Below are 20,430 nucleotides of genomic sequence, written 5' to 3' on the forward strand. Positions count from 1 at the left end.
CGATACGAATTACAGGCCCGGTGTTCCGGGCGGCCTGAGCGCCGCCGGAGCCGCCGGGAGTTTTGCGCGCCCCCTCGCGCTTTTCCAATCATGATAGTTCACGCCCGAGCTTTTACGCCCGCCGGGCAATGCATATGGCAGACCAATGACCGACACTGTTGAAACGATCGACTATTCCAAGACGCTTTATCTGCCGCAGACGGATTTCCCGATGCGCGCCGGCTTGCCTGAAAAAGAGCCGCTGCTGGTCAAGCGCTGGCAGGATATGGACCTTTACGCCAAGCTGCGCGAGGCGGCCGCCGGCCGCGAAAAATACGTGCTGCATGACGGCCCGCCCTACGCCAATGGCAACATCCATATCGGCCACGCGCTGAACAAGATCCTCAAGGACGTCATCACCCGTTCGTTCCAGATGCGCGGCTATGACTCCAATTACGTGCCCGGCTGGGACTGCCACGGCCTGCCGATCGAATGGAAGATCGAGGAACAGTACCGCGCCAAGGGCAAGAACAAGGACGAGGTGCCGGTCAACGAGTTCCGCAAGGAATGCCGCGACTTCGCCGCGAACTGGATCACGGTGCAGGGCGGCGAGTTCCAGCGGCTCGGCGTCGTCGGCGATTTCAAGAACCCCTATACGACGATGGCTTTCCACTCGGAGTCGCGCATCGCCGGGGAGTTGTTGAAGTTCGCCATGTCCGGCCAGCTCTATCGCGGCTCCAAGCCGGTGATGTGGAGCGTGGTCGAGCGCACCGCACTGGCCGAGGCCGAGATCGAATACCAGGACTATGAGTCCGACACGATCTGGGTGAAGTTTCCAGTTGTGTCAGGATTTTGGAGCGTTGAGCACTTTGCATCAGACGCTGCACCGTCCATGCGCGTTCCGGAAAGCGTTGCACTTTTGGACAACGCCCACGTCGTCATCTGGACGACAACCCCGTGGACGATCCCCGGCAACCGTGCCGTCAACTATTCGTCACGGATCGGCTACGGCCTTTATGAAGTTACAGCAGCCGAAAATTCGTTCGGTCCACAGCCCGGTGAAAAGCTGATCTTTGCAGATGCGCTTGCCGAAGACTCCTCGGCCAAGGCCAAGGTCACCTTGAATCGGCTTCGCAGCGTTTCGGTGGAAGAGCTTGGAAGCCTTACACTTTCACATCCCTTCAAAGGTCTCGGCGGCGGCTACGAATTCGCCGTGCCGATGCTGGCCGGCGATCATGTCACCGACGACGCCGGCACCGGCTTCGTCCACACCGCGCCCGGCCATGGCCGCGAGGACTTTGATGCCTGGATGGATGCAGCATCGGATTTGCGCGCACGTGGCATCGACCCTGCCATCCCCTTCACTGTAGACGACGCCGGCTTCTTCACCAGAGACGCGCCAGGCTTCGGCCCGGACCGTGAAGGTGGCGCCGCGCGCGTCATCGACGACAACGGCAAGAAGGGCAATGCCAATCAGGCGGTCATCGACGAACTGATCAAGCGCAACGCGCTGTTCGCGCGCGGCCGGCTGAAGCATTCCTACCCGCATTCCTGGCGGTCGAAGAAGCCGATCATCTTCCGCAACACGCCGCAATGGTTCGTCTATATGGACAAGGACCTCGGCGACGGCACGACGTTGCGCAGCCGTGCGCTGAAGGCGATCGACGACACACGCTTCGTGCCGGCGGCCGGCCAGAACCGTATCCGCGCCATGATCGAGGAACGCCCGGATTGGGTCTTGTCGCGCCAGCGCGCCTGGGGCGTGCCGATCGCCGTCTTTGCCGATGAGGATGGCAACGTGCTGAAGGACGAAGCCGTCAACCAGCGCATCATGGATGCTTTCGAACAGGAAGGCGCCGACGCCTGGTTCGCTGCCGGCGCCAAGGAGCGTTTCCTCGGCAATCATGATGCCTCCAAATGGAAGCAGGTGATGGACATCCTCGACGTCTGGTTCGATTCGGGCTCGACGCATGTCTTCACGCTAGAAGACCGTCCGGACCTGAAATGGCCGGCCGACGTCTATCTCGAAGGCTCCGACCAGCATCGCGGCTGGTTCCACTCCTCGCTGCTCGAAAGCTGCGGCACCAGGGGCAGGGCGCCCTACGACACCGTCGTCACCCATGGCTTCACCATGGATGAAGAGGGGCGAAAGATGTCGAAATCGCTCGGCAACACCGTCGTGCCGCAGGACGTCATCAAGCAGTCCGGCGCCGACATTCTGCGTTTGTGGGTGGTGACGACGGACTATTGGGAAGACCAGCGTCTCGGCAAGAACGTGCTGCAGACCAACATCGATGCCTATCGCAAGCTCAGGAACACCATCCGGTGGATGCTGGGCACGCTCGCCCATGACGATGGCGAGGAGGTGCCGCTGGACAAGATGCCGGAACTGGAGCGGCTGATGCTGCATCGGCTGGCCGAGCTCGATGAGGTCGTGCGGTCGGGCTACGACGCGTTCGAGTTCAAACGCATCACCCGCACTTTGCTCGACTTCATGGTGGTCGAGCTGTCGGCCTTCTATTTCGACATCAGGAAGGACGCGCTCTATTGCGAAGGACCCGCCAGCGTGAAGCGCAAGGCCTCGGTACAAGTGGTGCGCCACCTCTTCGACTGCCTGGTGAAATGGCTGGCCCCGATGCTGCCCTTCACCACGGAAGAAGCCTGGCTCGACCGTCATCCGGATGCTGTCTCGCTGCATCTCGACCAGTTCCCCGAGATTCCGGCCGACTGGAAGAACGAGGCACTGGCGGAAAAATGGCGCAAGGTGCGGCAGGTCCGCCGTGTCGTCACCGGCGCGCTCGAGATCGCACGCGCTCAGAAGGTCATCGGTGCCTCGCTGGAAGCCGTGCCGGTCGTGAGCCTCGACGATGCCACGCTTGAAGCCGCGATCGCCGATGTCGACATGGCCGAGATGGCGATCACCAGCGATCTCGTCATCGCCCATGGCAAGGCGCCGGAAGGCGCCTTTGCGCTCGACGATGTCAAAGGTGTCGCGGTGGTGGTCGAAAAGGCCGAGGACCGCGGCTTGGTCAAATGCGCGCGTTCGTGGCGCTATACCGCCGATGTCGGGCAGGACGTGGAATTCCCCGACGTGTCTGCCCGCGATGCCGCCGTCCTGCATGAACTCAAGGCTCTGGGACGTTTGTGACTGCTCATAAGCCGGTGCACAAATGCCATGCCGCGTGGGCGAAAACCGCCCGCGCGTTGCCCTTAACGAGTGGTTGAGATAAACACGCGAAACTCCGGAAGACAAATTGTCGCCGGAATTCCGTCGCAAGAGCGTGGACGATGGGGACCGGGCCTTCGGCCGGTGACGATCGAGAGGCTGTCTAGAGTGGGACTTTTTGGCATGACCAAGAGAACTTATGCGCGCGTTGCGCTGCTGGCGCCGTTTGTCGCGTCCGGCCTCGCTCTGTCCGGCTGCATGGGTTCGCCGACCTACGGCACCGACAAGACGGCTGGCGAGCAGCTTGCGGGCGACCTTTCCGGCGCCTTCGCGATCACGCCCAAGCACAAGGAACAGATCGACTACAGGCCGCGTCCGGAGCTGGTAAAGCCGGCGCCGGGGCAGAAGGAAGTGCTGCCGCCGCCGCAGGAAAGCATCGAGACGGCCAGCACCGATTGGCCCGAATCGCCCGAGCAGCGCCGCGCCCGCCTGCGTGCCGACGCCACTGCCCACCAGGACGACCCGTCCTATCAATCGGGGATCGTCGACGACGTGCAGACCGATCCGGCTTCTGTGAAGAAGGCGCTAGCGGATTCGGGCTCAAGCCACCCCCCGGCCTGGTCGCCGAAGGATTCAGACAAGGGCCGCGCCGCCGAGATCCAGCGCCGCACCGCAGAGCAAAAGCAGGGCGATCCCAACACTCGCAGATATCTGAGCGAGCCGCCCCTGGCCTATCGGGCTGCCTCCGACACGGCGCCGCAGGGCGAACTCGGCGAGGATGAATACAAGAAGGAACGCCGCCTCAAGAAGGAAGCGGCCGCCAAGGGCAAGAGCGGCGGGCTCTTCGACTGGCTGCCCTCCTGGTAGGAATCGTCGCCTTCGGTAGCTGAAGGCTCTACGTTTCGCGTCTTTCCCGAAAGAATTCCCTGAGCAGCAGCGCCGCATCGGCCTCGGCCATGCCCGGATAGATGTCGGGCGTATGGTGGCAGGTCGGCGAAGCGAAGAAGCGCACGCCGTTGACCACCGCGCCGCCCTTCTCGTCGGCCGCGCCGAAATAGAGCCGGCGCAGCCTGGCGAAGGAAATGGCGCCGGCGCACATGGCGCAGGGTTCCAGGGTCACATAGAGGTCGTGGCCGGTCAGCCGTTCGCTGGAGAGCGTTTGGCAGGCCGCGCGGATCGCCAGCATTTCGGCATGCGCCGTCGGATCGGCAAGTTCGCGGGTGCGGTTGCCGGCGGATGCCACCACCGTGTCGCCGCTGGCGATGACGGCGCCAACCGGAACTTCTCCGCGCAAGGCGGCGGCTTGCGCCTCTTTCAGCGCCAGCGCCATGAAATCCGGCCGCTTCAAGCGGTTTCCATTCCGATTATCTCCTCGCCACTTGGCGGTGATCCTGTTATGGAGCGCGTCAACCCGAATATCGGAACAGATTTTCGGAAATGATCATGCGCCAAATCAAAGTGCTATAGCGTCCGTTGCGCGTCCGAAAGGATGCGCCACGCTGTAGCAGCGCAAAAAGGCAAAGGCCACATGGACGACAACGACAAGAAATCTCCGCGCCACAAAGGCCCGGGCAAAAGCGGCCCTGGAGCCGCGGGGCCGCGCCGCGATGGCGCGGCCGGCAAAAGCGGCAAACCCTCCTTCGGGGCCAAGAAACCCTATTCACCGCGCGGCGCCCGGCCGGCAGTGGCTGAGGGCGAGCGGCCCAAGCGCGATTTAAAAAGTGGCGACCGGCCATTCAGCAAGGGTCCGCGTCCCGAAGGCAAGCCTTTCGAAAAGCGCGAGGGACCGCGCAAGCCATATGCACCACGCGGTGACCGGCCGATGGCAGCCGAAGGCGAGCGCAAGCCGTATGAAAAGCGCGAAGGGCCGCGCAAACCCTATGCGCCGCGTGGCGATCGCCCTATGGCGGCCGAGGGTGAACGCAAGCCGTATGAAAAGCGCGAGGGGCCGCGCAAGCCTTATGTACCGCGCGGCGATCGGCCGGTTGCGGCCGATGGCGAGCGGCCAAAGCGCGATTTCAAGGGCGGCGATCGGCCGTTCAGCAAGGGGCCGCGTCCCGAAGGCAAGCCTTTCGAAAAGCGTGAAGGGCCGCGCAAGCCCTACGCACCGCGTGGCGATCGGCCTGCTTCCGCCGAGGGCGAAAAGCGTTTTGACCGGCCAAAGCGCGATTTTGGCGATCGCCCGCAGCGCGACGCCGGAGATCGTCCCAAGCGTGACTTCAGCGATCGCCCCAAGCGCGATTTCGGTGGTGACCGGCCGCAAGCATCTGGCGGCGCCTTCAAGCCGCGCCGGCGTCCGGCAGATGCGGAAGAAGCCGGCGAGCGTATCGCCAAGCGGCTGGCCCGCGCCGGCCTGGCGTCGCGCCGCGACGCCGAAGACCTGATCGCGGCGGGCCGTGTCAAGGTCAACAACCGGGCTTTGACCTCGCCGGCCTTCAACGTCATGCCGGGCGACATCATCCATCTCGACGGCATGGAGATCCCGCCGATCGAGCGCACCCGCCTCTTCCTGTTTCACAAGCCTGCCGGCGTCGTTACCACCAACCGCGACCCCGAGGGCCGCAAGACCGTGTTCGACGTGCTGCCGGCCGAATTGCCACGGCTGATGACCATCGGCCGCCTCGACATCAACACCGAAGGCCTGCTGCTGCTCACCAACGATGGCGGTCTGTCGCGCGTGCTCGAACTGCCTGCCACTGGCTGGCTGCGCCGTTACCGCGTGCGCGTTCATGGCAAGGTCGAGGAAAGCATGCTCGCAGGCCTGCGTGAAGGCATTGCCGTCGACGGCGTCTTCTACGGCGCCATCGAAGCGACGCTCGATCGTGAACAAGGCACCAACGCGTGGCTGACGATCGGCCTGCGCGAAGGCAAGAACCGCGAAGTGAAGAACATCCTTGGATCGCTCGGCCTCGACGTGACGCGGCTGATCCGTATCTCCTACGGACCGTTCCAGCTCGACGATCTCGCCGAAGGCCATGTGCTGGAGATCAAGGGCCGCGTCTTGCGCGACCAGCTCGGCGAGCGACTGGTCGAGGAATCCGGCGCCAATTTCGACGCCGAGATCATCAAGCCGTTTTCCAACCAGCCGGTGCGGCGAGAGCGTGACGCGGAGCCGGAACGGCCGAAAGTCACCCGCGAGGGTGACCATCGGCCGATCGGCGAGGGCGGTCTGATCAAGAACCGCAAGCGCCGCGAAGGCAGCCGCGACGAAGCGCTCGGCAAGCTGTCGACCAGTCCCGAAAGGGGCGCGAGGCCGGAAAAGAGCTTTGGCGAACGCGGCCCGAGGCCCGAGCGCAGCGAGTTTTCGGACAAGCCGCGCAGCGAGTTTTCGGACAAGCCGCGCAGCGAGTTTCGCGAAAAGCCGCGCGGCGATTTTGGCGACAAGCCCCGTGGAGGCTTCGGCGACAAGCCGCGCGGCGCCTTTGGTGACAAACCGCGCGGCGGCAAGAAGCCCGAGCGCGAGCAGCGGCCGATCGATCCGCCGGGCCAGCGCAAGGCTAATGTCTGGATGGCGCCGGGCGCGCGTCCGATCGGCAAGGGCAGGGCGGAAGCCGATGCCGCCAAGGCGGCCGAGGCCAAGGCGCGCAAGGCGTCATTCAAGCCGTCCTATGGCAAGCCGGCCTATGGCAAGCCGGGCGGAGCCAAGCCGTTCGGCAAGCCGGGTGGCGAGCGTCCGGATGGCGGTCGGGGCGGCGAGCGGCCACGCAACGGTCCCAAGGGCCCGAGGACCAGATGATGCCGGGACTTAAATGAGATCCGGCCTTAAATGAGACCCGGGCATAAATGAGAATCGTCGGCGGCCAATTTCGCGGGCGTCCGCTGGCGACGCCGCGCGACCATGCCATCCGCCCGACGACCGACCGCGCCCGCGAGGCCGTCTTCAACGTGTTGGCGCACCGCTTTGCCGACAAGCTCGACGGCGCGCGTGTGCTCGACCTTTTCGCCGGCACCGGCGCTCTCGGCCTCGAAGCGCTGTCGCGCGGCGCTTCCTATGGCGTCTTTATCGAAGAATCGGCCGAAGGGCGCGGCCTGATCCGCACCAATGTCGAGGCTTTTGGCCTTACCGGCCGCACCAAGATCTTCCGCCGCGACGCGACCGCCCTGGGTGAGGCCGGTACGCTTGCGGCATTCGGCCTGGTCTTCGCCGATCCGCCCTATGGCAAGGGCCTTGGCGAGCGCGCCCTGCGCTCGGCCAGGGATGGCGGCTGGTTGCTGCCCGGCGCGCTCTGCGTGGTCGAGGAAGCCGCCTCGGCGCCCTTCGAGATTGGGCCGGAATTCTCGGTGGTTGATGAACGAAACTACGGCGAGACGGTGGTCCGGTTCATCGAGCTTGCGTAAGGGTGGAGCGACCGGCGCCTTCAAAATGACGCACAATTCACTTTGCCTCCGCGGCTAACCTTGCCTATCGTCGCGCGATAACAACCGGAGCCATCAATGACATTTCATACTGAATGGCTGCGGAGAGCCTTGCTCGCCACCGCGCTGACCATGGCCGGCCCGGCCCTGGCCGCGGATGATGGCAAGGTGGCCAACTTCCTGCTCGACAATGGCATGGAGGTGGTGGTCATTCCCGATCATCGCGCCCCCATCGTAACCCATATGGTGTGGTACAAGATCGGCAGCGCCGACGAGCCGCCAGGCAAGTCCGGCATAGCGCACTTCTTCGAACACCTGATGTTCAAGGCCACGACCAACCACGCCGCGGGCGAGTTCGACCGCGCCATATCGGCCATCGGCGGCTCCAACAACGCCTTCACCTCCTATGACTACACTGCCTTCCACGAGACGGTGGCGCCCTCGGCACTTGGTGAGATGATGAGCTTCGAGGCCGATCGCATGCGCAACCTCATCTTGACCGACGAGGTCATCAAGACCGAGCGCGACGTGATCCTGGAAGAGCGCCGCGCGCGCATCGACAGCAATCCGCAGGCGGTGCTCGACGAAGAGGTCGACGCGACGCTCTGGCAGAACCAGCCCTACCGCATTCCGGTGATCGGCTGGATGCAGGAGATGGAGCAGTTGAACCGCACCGATGCGGTTGCCTTCTATGACAAATACTACCGCCCCAACAATGCGGTGCTGATCGTGGCCGGCGATGTCGAGCCGGAGGTCGTGAAGGCGCTGGCCGAAAAAACCTATGGCAAGGTCGCGCGCGGCCCGGATCTGCCCCCGCGCATCCGCCCGGTCGAGCCGGAGCAGAACACCAAGCGGACGGTGACGCTCACCGATGGGCGCGTTTCGGTGCCGAGCTTTTCGACGCAATGGGTGGTTCCGTCCTACCACACGGCAAAACCCGGCGAGGCCGAGGCGCTCGACCTGCTGGGAGAGATCCTTGGCGGCGGCAGCCGCAGCCGGCTCTACCAGCAGCTCGTGGTCAAGCAAGGCATCGCATCGGCGGCCGGCGCCTTCTTCCAGGGTACGATGCTCGACGCCACCAATTTCACCGTCTATGGCGCGCCGCGCGGCGACGCCAAGCTGAGCGACGTCGAGGCGGCCGTCGACGCCGAGATCGCCCGCATCGTCAAGGACGGCGTCACCGCCGATGAGCTGCAGAAGGCCAAGGCCCGCTATATCAGGGCCATGATCTTCGCCCGCGACAAGCAGGACGAGATGGCCAATCTCTACGGCGCCGAGCTCGCCACCGGCGGCAACGTCAGGGATATCGAGGAATGGCCGGACCGCATTCGCAAGGTCACCGCCGATGAGATCAAGGCGGTCGCCGCACGCTATCTGCTGCTCGATCGTACGACGACCGGCTATCTCTTGCCGCAGCAACAGGCGGGGAATTGATGATGACGAGATTGAGCGTTAGCGCTGCCCCTCACCTGCCTGCCGGCATCCTCTCCCCGTATAGTGACGGGGAGAGGGGCGCTATCATCGCCGATTTCGCCAACCATCAGCGTCGTAAGAAGAGCGCCAGCGTCGCGGCGAGACCCCTTCTCCCCGTCACTATACGGGGAGAAGTGCCCGGCAGCGCGATGAGGGGCGGAGCTGACCTTGGCGATCAATGGCCTTATGCGATTGCTCATAGGCGCATCGCGGTTCTCCACGCCCTCGCCACACTGTTCCTCGGCATCTTCTTCCTCATCCTGCCGGCGCTCGCCGCGCACGCGATGGACATCCAACCGGTGACCTCGTCAAAGGGCGTCAATGCCTGGCTGGTCGAGGACCACTCCATTCCGATCGTCGCCATCCGCTTCGTCTTCGATGGCGGCTCGACGCAGGATCCGGCGGGGCGGGAAGGGTTGGTCAATCTGATGACCGGCCTGTTCGACGAGGGCGCCGGCGACCTCGACAGCGAGGCCTTCCAGATCAAGCTTGACGATGCCGGCGCAGAGATGGGCTTCGAAGCGGCGCGCGACGGCACCTATGGCGCGATGCGGATGCTGGCCGAGCAGAAGGATGCGGCCTTCGACCTGCTCAGGCTGGCGGTCACCAGCCCGCGCTTCGACCAGGCGCCGATCGACCGCATCCGCGCCCAGATCCTGTCCGGCATCATCGCCAATGAGCGTGACCCCAACACCGTCGCGCAAACCAAATGGCTGCGCGCCATCTATGGCGACCATCCGTATTCCAGGCCCGACCAGGGCACCAAGGACAGCATTGCCACTATCACGGCGGCGGATCTGGCGGCCTTCCACAAGGCCAATTTCGCCCTCAGCGGCCTGCATGTCGCGGTGGTCGGCGACATCGACGCCGCGACGCTGAAGCGGAAGCTCGATGAGGTCTTCGGCGATCTGCCGGAAAAGCAGGTGCTGCAACCGGTTGCCGATACCGAGCTGAAGCTCGGCCAGCAGCTCGAGGTCGACTACGACCTGCCGCAGACCTCGCTGCAGTTTGCCTATCCCGGTGTGAAGCGCGATGCGCCGGATTTCTTCCCCGCGGTGCTGATGAACCAGATTCTCGGCGGCGGCACCTTCACCTCGCGCCTCTATGACGAGGTGCGGGAAAAGCGCGGCCTGGCCTATTCCGTCGATTCCAACCTGGTCGACCACCAGCATTCCAATGCGCTGATCATCACCACGGCGACGCGTTCCGACCGCGCCGCCGAGACGCTCGCCATCGTCAAGGAGGTGGTCAAGAAGATGGCGCAGGAGGGGCCGACCGAGGCCGAGCTGGACGCGACCAAGAAATACATGGTCGGCTCCTATGCTATCAGCAATCTGGATTCTTCCAGCGCCATTGCCGCGACCCTGGTGGAATTGCAGCTCGACAATCTCGGCATCGACTACGTGCAGCGCCGCGCGGCGCTCATCAACGGCGTGACGCTCGATCAGGTCAAGGCAGCGGCGAAGAAGCTGCTGACGCCGGCGCCCGCGATCATGAGCATCGGGCCGAAGCTGGAGGCCAAATGACAGGTCCGACTTTCGGTATCGCCTTTGGCGGCGGCGGCGCGCGCGGCCTCGCCCATATCCACATCGTCGAGGCGCTGGACGAGCTCGGCATCAAGCCCGTGGCCATCGCCGGCTCCTCGATCGGCGCCATCATGGGCGCCGGCATGGCCTCGGGCATGAGCGGAAAGGACATCGAGGACTACGCCCGCTCGATCCTCGGCCGCCGCGCCGAGGTGGCGGCGCGCATGTGGCGCTCGCGTCCCGGCACCATCGCCGAGGCGATGCAGGGCGGCATCCGCGTCAGCCAGTTCAACATAGAGCGCATCTTGAAGGCGTTCCTGCCGGAAGCCATCCCGGAAACCTTCGCCGAGCTGATGATCCCGCTCAAGGTGACGGCGACGGACTATTTCGGTCACAAGCTGGCCGTCTTCGACGAGGGCGACCTGCATTCGGCGCTCGCCGCCTCGGCTGCCATTCCCGCCGTGTTCCGCCCGGTGACGCGCGACGACCGCGTGCTGATCGACGGCGGCATCTACAATCCGGTGCCGTTCGACCTCATCGAAGACGCCGCCGACATCATCATCGCGATCGACGTCGTCGGTGCGCCGAGCGAGGCCGAGCGCAAGCACCCGACCACCGTCGATCTGATGTACGGCGCCACGCAATTGATGATGCAGTCGATCATCGCCCACAAGCTGAACCAGCGCCCCCCCGACATACTGATCCGCCCGCCAGTGTCAAAATACCGCGTGCTCGATTTCATGAAGATCGACACGCTGCTGGCCGAGACGCAGGAGGTCAAGGACGAACTGAAGCGCGAGGTGGAAAGAGTGGTCGAGGCGCGTGCCAAGGGCAAGCGGGGGAAGAAAGTAGGGTGAGCTGCCGATCTCCCCCCTCGAGGGGGAGATGGCCGGCAGGCCAGAGGGGGTCGTCTCGCGTGAAGCTAGACCTCCTACTGTCGATAGGAGGTTGCGTCAGGACGGACCGACCGCCTCTGTCGCCTTCGGCGACATCTCCCCTCAAGGGGAGATTACCCCACCAGCGTCTCACACCCTCCCAGCCGCATATTCCAGCGCCACCACGCCATTGCTGAACTGTACGGTCGAGATCGGCTCCAACGCCACCGGCATATCGGGCGGGAACAGCTTCTTGCCCTCCCCGACGGAGCCAGGGTAGCTCAGCAGCCTGACGCGATCGACCAGACCATGGCGCAGCAATTCCCGCGCGACGCTCAGGCTGCCATGCACATAGATGTTGCCGCCGCTGCCTTGCTTCAGCGCCCGAACCGCTTCCGGCAACACACCCTTCAGCAACTCGGCCGGTTTCCAGTCGAGTGCCTTCGGGCTTGTCGACGCGACATATTTCGGCAGCGCATTGAACCGGTCGGCGAAGTCTCCGGTTTCCTTGGGCCAAGAGCCGGCAAAAATCTCGTAGGTCGTGCGCCCCAGAAGCATGGCCCCGCTGTCGGCAAGCTCGTCCTCCTTGAACCTTTGCATCTCATCGTTCCAGGTCACGCTGGGCAGCTTCTCGACCTCGGCGATGCCATCGATGCTGATGAACTCGGTGATAATAAGGTTTCTCATGGCGCTCTCCTTCTTCTGTCAAAGGACGAACCGTGTGAGCCTTTTGCGACCGCTCTGCGAAAAAAAAGCGCTTTGTTGAGCAGGCGTTGCTGTCGGGCGCTGGCCCATCGCGCTTAAAGGGGGGGCGCTTCGGACACCATCGACAAACGCCAGAACGACCACACACGGAGCAACGCAGTAAACCAGTCTCGCTCTGCGGCCCGTCTTCGTCACAGCGTCGCTTGCGTCGAGATCGACGGTGATGTCCTCATAGCCCAGCACTTCGCCATCAAGCGGGTAGGCGGCCTTGTAGACAGCTTCCTTGGCGGCAAAAAGGATGCGACCGGCAAGATACGGGTCGGTTGCGTCGATCCGGTCAGCGGGGACTGCAACCAGCGCGAAGATGTCGTCGGGCAGGGGCAAAGCGGGCTCGATATCGATGCCGAGCGAGGCGACGTGGGAGAGCGGCGCGACGGCCGCCACGGCTATCTCGTCGTCGTGAGCCAGCGACCCCGTTACTCCATGAGGCCATACCGGTGCGCCGGAGGAGCCGCGGAGGATAGCGACGTCGTTCAAGCCCATATCCGCCAGCAACTCGTGCGCGATCCACCGCGCCGCGCCACTCGCCCGCCGCATCAGCGGCAGGCGTGACGGGATGGAGCGTGCTTCCTGCGGCAGCAAATGGTTCTCATCGCCTTCGCGGATCGTGCGGCATCCGATCCGAACGCCGGCCGGTGCCATGGCGGCCATCGCCGCCAGCAACTGCGCCGACAGGCTGGCACCGGCATCGAGCCGGCGCGTCATGGCTGTTCACCCCGCAGAGCGAGGTCGGCGATCATTTCCCCGTCCTCGTCGGGCCCTTCTTCGACGAAACCGGCAGCGCGATAGAGGCGGCGTGCCGCTTCATTCCCAGGTTCGTAGCAGATCGAAACGTGGCTGATGTGGCCGAGCCGCATGATTTCATCCAGCACTTCGCGCAAAGCGGCCTTGCCGTAGCCTTGGCCCTGATGGACGCGATCGATCATGAAGCGGTAGATCCGCGCCTCGTCGTCGTCCTGCGGCGCCTCGTACATCAGGAAACCGACGACGCGATCCCCTGCCATGACGACGCGCGGCCGAGCGTCCCCGTCGGTTTCGGCTTCGTCCAGCGACTCCGCATTGCTGGCGACGAAATCCATCTGATCCGCAGCCAGTTCCAGAGCCGCGACCAGGGCCCGGTTGGCCCCGGTCACCGAAACGAGGCGGATGTCTGCGCTCATCAAGCCGTTGCCTTGACGCTATCCTCCGGCACCGGCGTGACGAAGCGATGCAGCTTGGCCGGGTTGCCCCGCCAGATCGAGTTGGGCTCCAGCTCTTCGCCCTTCATCACGAAGGAGTCCGCGTCGACCATCGAGCCTTTGCCCATCACCACGCCGTAGTGGACAAAGGCGGAAGGCCCGAGCGTGCAGCCATCACAGATGCGGATGAAATCGGACTTGAACGCGCCTTCTTCCAGCGAATGGGCCTGGATCACGCAGCCCTCGTTGAGCGTGACGTCGTCGCCGATCTCGACCAGCGAACGCTCGGTCAAATTGCTGCCGCCGTCATAGACCCGGCTGCCGACCTTGACGCCGAGCAGGCGCAGGATCATCGGCCGGAACGGCGTGCCGGCGAACAGGCGCACGATGGGCGAATCCGCCAGCTTCCAGTGGCGCTCGTGGCGCCAGAAGGCGACGTCGTAGATGGTCGTCATCTGCGGCTTCAAGCCGCGGAAACCAAGACTTGCCCGCTCGACCAGAATGTAGAACGGAATGGTGATCGCCGAGGTCAAGATGACGGCGGCGAACAGCGCCACCTCCGCCCATTCCGTATAGTAGTTCAGCGCCCGGTCCCAGATCGCCAGCGTGACGAACAGCATGACCCATTGCGTTGCCAGGAACAGAAGAATGGTCACCAGGTTGTGGCGGTTCTTGAACGGGATGCGCCGGCGCCGGTCTGCCTCGTCGACGCCCGCGATAAGCTCCTTGTCGCGGTTCACCATGCGCGGGATTTCAAAGGCGGGCGAACCGAGAAGGCCGACATTCTCGCGCAACGGCCCGTCGATGGGGATCATCACCTTGGTGCCGAGCAGGACGTTGTCGCCCGTGCGGCCGTCCGGCGGATAGTAGATGTTGTTGCCGAGATAGTTGCGTTCGCCGATGCGCGTCGGCTCGAGCCTGAAGGCCGAGGCGGACTTGTGCATGTTGATCATGAACAGCCCGTCCGAGACCATGGTCTCGGTGCCGATCTCGCACAGAAGCGGGTTTTCGTGCTGCTGGTTGGAGCCGAAATTGGAGCCGGTCTGCACCACTCTGTTGAGGTTCCAGCCGATGGCGCGCATGTAGTGCACGATTGCCGAGCTGTCGCCGGCCAGGAGCCCGAGCACGCGGGAATTGCTGGCGAATTCGGCGACGGTCTGCAGCCAGTAGCGGAAACCGTAAAGCGTGTAGGTGCGGCCCGGCTTCAAGATCAGGCTCGTCAGGCGCGGCACCAGCGTCGCTGCCAGGAAAGCCGCCGCGATATAGCCGAAAAGCGTGACCGTGGTGCCGATTGCGACAAGGCCGATCGTCTCCTGATAGTCGTCGCCGACATATTCCCAGTAGCTGTGGAACAGGAGCGGCAGCGGGGTGACAAGGCCAAACAGGCCGACCAGCTGCAGCGCTTCATAGAGGAAGCGCCGGACCTGGTAAGGATTGACATTGCGCACCTTGCAATAGTCCGCCGTGGTCGGCACCGCCGGCGATCCATGCCAGTGCTCGCCGTCCGGGATGCTTTGCCCGCGATGCAGCGAGGACGAATGGCCGAGCTGGGCGCCGTTGCCGATCCTGGTGTCGATATCGAGCGTGGAGCCGACGCCGACGAAGGCATCGCGGCCGATGGTCAGCGGCCCGGTGTGGATATAACCGGACTGGGCCCTGAAGCCGAGGATCATCGATTCCTTGCGCAGGACGGTGTTGGCGCCGATGGAAATAAGATCCGTGCAGACGGGCACGGATTTCGATTCGATGACGGCGTTTTTCCCGAGCTTGGTGCCGAGCAGCTGCAGATAGAGGCTGTAGAGCGGGCTGCCGCGGAACAGCACGACGGGCGCGGTGCGGATCAATGTCTTGACCACCCAGAAGCGGAAGTAGCGCACGCCCCAGATCGGAAACGCCTCGGCCTTCCACCGGCCGATGAGCACCCATTTCGCAAGGACGGCAAAGCCCGACATGCCGAAGAACACGGCCGCCGAAAGCGCCACGCACCGGATATATAGCTGCAGCGGATCGTCGAGCGCGTCATACATCCAGTTGAGGCCGTCATTGATCGCCCAGAGCGCCACGTAGCTGTAGAGGCCGTAAAACGAAAGCTGCGCCGCGCCGCAGGTCCAGTAGGCGAAATTCGAGGCCCGGCGGGTGAGGACCGGCTCGTTGGTTGCCGTCGTCATCTCCTCCGCTACCCCCAGATGCAGCGCCAGGCGCGCCACTGTGGGATAGAGATAGATGTCGCGCATCGACGTCGTCGCCCATTCCTTCCTGGTGCGCACGCGCGCGCAGAAATGCGCCATCAGCAAGGAGTTGGCGCCGAGATCGTCGAAGAAGTGATCCTCGACCGACACCGCGTCGAATTTCAGCACCGTGGCCAGCGCTTCCGCCAGGAATCGCTCGTCCTCATTGCCGGGCGGCACCATCGTGCGATCGGCCGAAAGCCGGACGCTCGTCGGCTTCGGCAGCTGGCGCAGGTCTACCTTGTTGGAGACGGTCATCGGGATGGCGGGCAGCTCCTCCAGATAGGCGGGCACCATATAGTCCGGCAGCCGCCGCTTCATCGTCTGGGCGAGATCCCCTCGGGAAATCGCCGCTACGCCGGTTTTAAGTGCGTAATAGGCAACCAGTTCGACGCGGCCGGGCTCGATCTCCCAGGTGGTGACGGCGGCCTGCGCGATCTCGGGCTGGTCGAGCAGCACCGCCTCGATCTCGCCGAGCTCGATGCGATATCCGCGAATCTTCACCTGCGTGTCGATGCGCCCGGCATACTCGATCTCGCCGCTATCGTTGATCCGGCCAAGATCGCCGGTGCGGTAGATGCGCTGCGACGGGTTGTTCGGCAGGCCGACGAAATCGGCGATGAATTTCTGGTCGGTCAGGTCCGGCCGGTTCAGATAACCGACGGCGAGCCCGATGCCGGCAATGCCGATCTCGCCCAGTTCACCGGGCTCGGCAAGTTGCGGCAGCGAAGCGTCGAGAATGACGATCGAGTAAGTCGGCAACGGCGCGCCGATCGTGACGGGACGGTCCGGCGTCAGCGCCCCCATCGTTGCGGTGACGGTCGCCTCGGTCGGCCCGTAGGTGTTGAGGATCTGCCGGCCCGGCTTCGACCAGCGCACCACCAGATTGTGCGGGCAGGCCTCGCCGCCCACCAGAAGCGTGCGCAGGCTGGGAACGTCCGATGTCATCGATGACAACAATGTCGGGCTGCAGGCCATGCAGGTGATGTCATGGAGGCGCAGGAAATCCGCCAGTTCCTCGCCCACCAGCGGCATCTGGCCAGGTGCCGGCACCACCGTCGCGCCGGCGACGAACGGCACCCAGATCTCTTCCGAGGAAAAGTCGAAGGCAATGGTCATGCCCTGATACACCCGGTCGCCCGGCCGGTAGCCGTAGGAGGCGGCCGCGACGTGTATGAAATTGACGAAGCTCTGGTGCGTGATGACCACGCCCTTGGGCTTGCCGGTGGTGCCCGAGGTATAGAGGATGTAGCAAATGTCGTCGGTCGCCTGCTGCTTCAGCGGCGCGGGCGACTGTGCGGAGATTTCGGCGGCGGCGCTGTCGATCAGCACATGCGGAACGGGCAGTTGACCGGCGCGCGACGCATAGGCGGCGATGGTGGCGATCATGCTGACGGCGGCGTCTTCGATGATCAGCGCCATCCGCTCCTGCGGAAACGCGGTGGCCAGCGGCACGAAGGCAGCCCCCGCCTTCATCACCGCCAGCAACGCGACATAGGTTTCCGCCGACCGGTCGAGAATGAGCCCGACCCGGTGGCCCGGCCGCACGCCGTGCTTGATCAGCATGCGGGCGAACTGGTTGGCGCGGCTGTTCAGCTCCTGATAGGTCCACACGCGCCCTTCGGAGATCACCGCCGGCAGTGCGGCAAACGTTACGGCGAGCTGCTCGAACACCGTATCGAGCCGCTCACCCGGCTGCCGGGCAAAGTCGGCGCCCGTCAGGACCTGGCCGTTCCTTGTCGGGCCGCGAGCGATCCGTGCCAGCGCATCGATGCTTGCCAGGCTGCCGATCGGCATTGCCGCGTCGCTGTCCAGTCCGGCGATATCGTAGTCCATGTCCATACTCTCTCGTCCTCGCCGGGCATCGCCCGGCTGTTCATGCCGCCGCTGGAACAGGCTTGTGCCGCCGCTGCGATTTTGTTGGTGGAGGGCTTCCAAAAAGGAAGTGCCCGGAATCCCGACGGGGAAGCTTATGCCACCCGATCTTTTCGCCGGTTTTTCCGAACTGTTGAATTTTGTTTCTGGAGTGTGTCTGGGCGGGGAGCTTGGCCGGCCGCTCGCTGCACCTTGCGGGGGAGGGGTTCAGCCTCCGTGGCAACCCGGAAAGAGACTATGAGCGAACCTCATGCAGACGACGCCGGCGAGCTGTCTACAATGGAGCGTTACGGCGACCCAGCAGCAGAGCGATGCCCAACGCCGGAAGCGTCGCCGCCGCGACGGCGAAGAAGACGAATTGCAGCCCGGTCGACGCGGCGACCAAGCCGAGCGCCGGACTGCCGAAGCCGAGCGCCACGTCGAGGAAGACGGTGTAGAGTCCCATTGCCAGGCCGCGGCTGCGCGACGGAAGACGGCCTACGGCCTCGGCGCCGAGGCCGGGATAGACCAGCGAGTAGCCGAGGCCAGTCAGACCCGCTCCGATCGCGGCGACAACAGGCCCGGTCGCAAGCCAGATCAGCATCAGCCCTGCCGCCTCGACCGCGACGAAGATCACAGCGACGCGTGCGCCCCCAAGCCTGTCGGGCAGGTGGCCGAAGCACAGCCTTGCCACGGTCAGCGACGCGGCATAGGCCGTGAAGGGAAGCCATACCGGCTGCCAGCTCCGCTCGGCGAAGAGCAGGGCGCCGAAGCCCAGAATAGCACCATAGCCGAGGCTGCTGAAAGCAGCTCCGACGCCAGGAAGCCAGACCGCTTTCGCCACGCTCCTCCATGACTGCGGCCCGCTGCTCGCGACGGCGCTGGTGCCGCGCATCGGCAGGATGGCAAGCAGCGTCGCCAGCGGCAGGACGATCGTCGCGAGTGCGATCGCGGTGAAACCGCTCGCTGCATAAAGCGCAGATCCGACCGGCGCCCCCAGCGCGAGCGCCGCAAACATCGCCGTGCCCACCCAGGCTATGACTTTTCCGGAGTTCTGTCCGCCCGCAACGGAGAGGCCCCAGGCGACGCCGCCGGTGATGATGAAGCTCTCGGACGCGCCCAGCACCGCCCGTCCGGCGAACAGCGCCGATGCGGACGCTACCGGCCGGTCGAGCAATGCCAGCGAGCCGAGGTAAAATAGCCCGGCAAGGGTAGCGGCAATGAGGCCGACGACGACGGCGCGCTTGCCGCCGCGCCCATCGGCATAGTTGCCAGCCCCGATGCGCGACAGCATCGAGGCGACGAACTGGCTGCCCGTCACCAGTCCCACTGCGAAGGGGCCGAAGCCAAGCTGCTGGTGAAGATGCAGCGGCAGGACGGGTAGCGCCAGGCCGATCAGCAGGAAGCCGGCGAAGACAGCCGCCATGATCGGCGTCAGTTCCGCCATGACGCCATTTCGGTCTGATATCCGCGCCATTTTGGTCAATCGGTAATCCAACTGTTCGGATCAGTAGCGTTCGTAGGTCACGCGCCAGCCTTCGGCCGGGTTGTCAGGCGTGAGGACCAGTTTGTTGTCCGAGACCTCGAATTTGCGTTTCATGCTCTTGCCGACAAGGTTGCGGACCAGGGAGGACTCGATCGTGATGACGAAGGTCTTGTCCTTGTCGTTGATGGCGACCGGCCCGTAATAGGCTTCGTAGCCATTCGCCGTGTAAGGCGTGTCCGGCGCCTTGGGGTCGGGGTTCTGCGCCTGCACCGAGAGGGTGCCGGCCTCGGTGAAGATGACCTGGCCGGAATATGGCACGGGCTTGAGGTTTCCCTCGGCGCCGGCCTCGAGCGAAATCATGCGCCATGCGCCGATGATCGCGGACTCTTGCGAGAAAGCCGGCGTGGCGACCGAAAGCGCAAGCGCAAGGTCGGCAATCTTCAATCTCATCGTCATATGTTGTTCCTTTTCTGAGTTTTGGTGCGCACAGGCCGTCCGCCCGATTGCTGCTCACACCGAAAGCATGACCTTGATGGCGCGACGCTCGTCCATGGCGCGATAGCCTTCAGCGACCTCGGCCAGCGACAGCTTGAGGTCGAAGACCTTGCCGGGCTTGATCCGACCTTGCAGCACACGGTCCATCAGGTCGGGCAGGAAACGGCGCATCGGCGCCGGGCCGCCCAGCATGCGTTTCTGGCCGAAGAATAGTTTTTGGCCGTCGAAGTTCACGCCGTGCGGCACGCCGACATAGCCGATGGTGCCGCCGGGGCGGGAGCAGGCCAGCGCCTGGTCGAAGGATTCTCCCGTGCCGACGCATTCCAGCACGGAGTCCGCGCCGACGCCCTTGGTGAGTTCCTTGATGCGGGCCACGCCTTCCTCGCCGCGCTCAGCGACGATGTCGGTCGCGCCGAACTCGCGGGCGAGTTTTTGGCGGCTGGCGTGCCGGCTCATGGCGATGATGCGCTCGGCGCCCATCTCCTTGGCCGCAAGCACGCCCATCAGGCCTACCGCACCGTCGCCGACCACCACCACCGTCGATCCTTCGCGGACCTCGGCTGCGTCGGCCGCGTACCAGCCGGTGCCGAGCACATCGGACACAGCCAGCAGGTCAGGGATGAGGTCGACCGGCGGCACCTCGGCGGTGGCGACCAGTGTGCCATCGGCCAGGGGCACGCGGGCGTAAGGCGCCTGCGCGCCCGACATGAACTCGCGCTGCACGCAAGACGACTGGAAGCCGAAGCGGCAATGCGGGCAGGTATTGTCGGAGAGGCAGAACGACCCGACGACGAACTGGCCGGGGCGGACCGTGCGCACCTCTGCGCCGACCTCGACGACGATGCCGCAATATTCGTGGCCCATATGCATCGGCCCGGCGACCGGCTGCAGCCCGCGATAGGGCCACAGGTCCGAGCCGCAGATGCAGCTTGCCGACAGTTTGATGATGGCGTCCGTCGGCCGCATGATTTTCGGATCGGCGATTTCCTCGCAGCGTATGTCGCCCGGTTTGTGAAGAACGGTTGCAAGCATGTTGGTTCCTTTCGAGG

The 20,430-nt window shown here is 64.5% G+C and carries 15 protein-coding genes; 7 read left to right on the forward strand and 8 right to left on the reverse strand.

Annotated elements, in window-relative coordinates:
- Positions 1-145: 145 nt before the first annotated feature.
- Entirely contained in the window at positions 146-3,127 is a 2,982-nt protein-coding gene (gene ileS / locus NKJ76_RS13125) for an isoleucine--tRNA ligase (RefSeq protein ID WP_352537590.1), read from the forward strand.
- A gap of 201 nt (positions 3,128-3,328) precedes the next feature.
- Positions 3,329-4,012 (forward strand): hypothetical protein, encoded by a 684-nt coding sequence (locus NKJ76_RS13130; protein WP_023700630.1) that lies wholly within the window; start codon positions 3,329-3,331, stop codon positions 4,010-4,012.
- A gap of 28 nt (positions 4,013-4,040) precedes the next feature.
- Here NKJ76_RS13130 and NKJ76_RS13135 read toward each other — a convergent pair whose 3' ends face one another.
- Complete coding sequence (locus tag NKJ76_RS13135) at positions 4,041-4,493, reverse strand: nucleoside deaminase (RefSeq protein WP_023694762.1); 453 nt, start codon at positions 4,491-4,493, stop codon at positions 4,041-4,043.
- Between the two features lie 180 nt (positions 4,494-4,673).
- On the opposite strand from NKJ76_RS13135, the gene NKJ76_RS13140 reads away from it, so the two are divergent.
- From NKJ76_RS13140 to NKJ76_RS13160, 5 genes are all read left to right on the forward strand, one after another.
- Positions 4,674-6,881 carry a pseudouridine synthase gene (locus tag NKJ76_RS13140; protein WP_352537591.1) on the forward strand — a complete coding sequence of 736 codons (2,208 nt, stop codon included), beginning with the start codon at positions 4,674-4,676 and terminating at the stop codon, positions 6,879-6,881.
- A gap of 47 nt (positions 6,882-6,928) precedes the next feature.
- Positions 6,929-7,483 carry a 16S rRNA (guanine(966)-N(2))-methyltransferase RsmD gene (gene rsmD / locus NKJ76_RS13145; RefSeq protein WP_023671544.1) on the forward strand — a complete coding sequence of 185 codons (555 nt, stop codon included), beginning with the start codon at positions 6,929-6,931 and terminating at the stop codon, positions 7,481-7,483.
- A 96-nt stretch (positions 7,484-7,579) separates the two neighbouring features.
- On the forward strand, positions 7,580-8,935 hold the full coding sequence (locus tag NKJ76_RS13150) for a M16 family metallopeptidase (protein WP_352537592.1): 1,356 nt from the start codon (positions 7,580-7,582) through the stop codon (positions 8,933-8,935).
- A 188-nt stretch (positions 8,936-9,123) separates the two neighbouring features.
- Positions 9,124-10,500, forward strand: coding sequence for a M16 family metallopeptidase (locus NKJ76_RS13155; protein WP_352537593.1), 1,377 nt, complete (start codon positions 9,124-9,126; stop codon positions 10,498-10,500).
- Positions 10,497-11,357: a patatin-like phospholipase family protein gene (locus NKJ76_RS13160; protein WP_352537594.1), complete on the forward strand. Its 861-nt coding sequence runs from the start codon at positions 10,497-10,499 to the stop codon at positions 11,355-11,357. Before NKJ76_RS13155 ends, NKJ76_RS13160 begins: the two co-directional genes overlap by 4 nt.
- 168 nt (positions 11,358-11,525) lie before the next feature.
- On the opposite strand, the gene NKJ76_RS13165 is transcribed toward NKJ76_RS13160, so the two are convergent.
- From NKJ76_RS13165 to NKJ76_RS13195, 7 genes are all read right to left on the reverse strand, one after another.
- Positions 11,526-12,062, reverse strand: coding sequence for a dihydrofolate reductase family protein (locus NKJ76_RS13165; protein WP_023697685.1), 537 nt, complete (start codon positions 12,060-12,062; stop codon positions 11,526-11,528).
- A gap of 18 nt (positions 12,063-12,080) precedes the next feature.
- Positions 12,081-12,845: a 4'-phosphopantetheinyl transferase family protein gene (locus tag NKJ76_RS13170; protein WP_352537595.1), complete on the reverse strand. Its 765-nt coding sequence runs from the start codon at positions 12,843-12,845 to the stop codon at positions 12,081-12,083.
- Complete coding sequence (locus NKJ76_RS13175) at positions 12,842-13,300, reverse strand: GNAT family N-acetyltransferase (protein WP_352537596.1); 459 nt, start codon at positions 13,298-13,300, stop codon at positions 12,842-12,844. The genes NKJ76_RS13170 and NKJ76_RS13175 overlap by 4 nt, the downstream gene beginning before the upstream one ends.
- Positions 13,300-17,388: a Pls/PosA family non-ribosomal peptide synthetase gene (locus NKJ76_RS13180; RefSeq protein WP_352537597.1), complete on the reverse strand. Its 4,089-nt coding sequence runs from the start codon at positions 17,386-17,388 to the stop codon at positions 13,300-13,302. The genes NKJ76_RS13175 and NKJ76_RS13180 overlap by 1 nt, the downstream gene beginning before the upstream one ends.
- Positions 17,389-17,695: 307 nt before the next feature.
- Entirely contained in the window at positions 17,696-18,877 is a 1,182-nt protein-coding gene (locus NKJ76_RS13185; protein ID WP_352537662.1) for an arabinose transporter, read from the reverse strand.
- Positions 18,878-18,907: 30 nt separating this feature from the next.
- On the reverse strand, positions 18,908-19,342 hold the full coding sequence (locus tag NKJ76_RS13190; RefSeq protein ID WP_352537598.1) for a lipocalin-like domain-containing protein: 435 nt from the start codon (positions 19,340-19,342) through the stop codon (positions 18,908-18,910).
- 54 nt (positions 19,343-19,396) lie between these two features.
- The gene (locus NKJ76_RS13195) at positions 19,397-20,413 is read right to left on the reverse strand and encodes a zinc-dependent alcohol dehydrogenase family protein (protein WP_352537599.1); all 1,017 of its coding nucleotides are present in this window, start codon (positions 20,411-20,413) and stop codon (positions 19,397-19,399) included.
- Between the last annotated feature and the right edge of the window lie 17 nt (positions 20,414-20,430).

It is taken from the genome of Mesorhizobium sp. M0029 (assembly GCF_040323735.1).
In the GTDB taxonomy this organism is placed as follows: domain Bacteria; phylum Pseudomonadota; class Alphaproteobacteria; order Rhizobiales; family Rhizobiaceae; genus Mesorhizobium.

Excerpts from the sequence above, each read along its gene's own strand:
- ileS (WP_352537590.1), top strand. The coding sequence starts at position 146 with ATGACCGACACTGTTGAAACGATCGACTATTCCAAGACGCTTTATCTG.
- NKJ76_RS13130 (WP_023700630.1), top strand. The coding sequence starts at position 3,329 with ATGACCAAGAGAACTTATGCGCGCGTTGCGCTGCTGGCGCCGTTTGTC.
- NKJ76_RS13140 (WP_352537591.1), top strand. The coding sequence starts at position 4,674 with ATGGACGACAACGACAAGAAATCTCCGCGCCACAAAGGCCCGGGCAAA.
- rsmD (WP_023671544.1), top strand. The coding sequence starts at position 6,929 with ATGAGAATCGTCGGCGGCCAATTTCGCGGGCGTCCGCTGGCGACGCCG.
- NKJ76_RS13150 (WP_352537592.1), top strand. The coding sequence starts at position 7,580 with ATGACATTTCATACTGAATGGCTGCGGAGAGCCTTGCTCGCCACCGCG.
- NKJ76_RS13155 (WP_352537593.1), top strand. The coding sequence starts at position 9,124 with ATGAGGGGCGGAGCTGACCTTGGCGATCAATGGCCTTATGCGATTGCT.
- NKJ76_RS13160 (WP_352537594.1), top strand. The coding sequence starts at position 10,497 with ATGACAGGTCCGACTTTCGGTATCGCCTTTGGCGGCGGCGGCGCGCGC.
- NKJ76_RS13165 (WP_023697685.1), bottom strand. The coding sequence starts at position 12,062 with ATGAGAAACCTTATTATCACCGAGTTCATCAGCATCGATGGCATCGCC.
- NKJ76_RS13170 (WP_352537595.1), bottom strand. The coding sequence starts at position 12,845 with ATGACGCGCCGGCTCGATGCCGGTGCCAGCCTGTCGGCGCAGTTGCTG.
- NKJ76_RS13175 (WP_352537596.1), bottom strand. The coding sequence starts at position 13,300 with ATGAGCGCAGACATCCGCCTCGTTTCGGTGACCGGGGCCAACCGGGCC.
- NKJ76_RS13180 (WP_352537597.1), bottom strand. The coding sequence starts at position 17,388 with ATGGACATGGACTACGATATCGCCGGACTGGACAGCGACGCGGCAATG.
- NKJ76_RS13185 (WP_352537662.1), bottom strand. The coding sequence starts at position 18,877 with ATGGCGCGGATATCAGACCGAAATGGCGTCATGGCGGAACTGACGCCG.
- NKJ76_RS13190 (WP_352537598.1), bottom strand. The coding sequence starts at position 19,342 with ATGACGATGAGATTGAAGATTGCCGACCTTGCGCTTGCGCTTTCGGTC.
- NKJ76_RS13195 (WP_352537599.1), bottom strand. The coding sequence starts at position 20,413 with ATGCTTGCAACCGTTCTTCACAAACCGGGCGACATACGCTGCGAGGAA.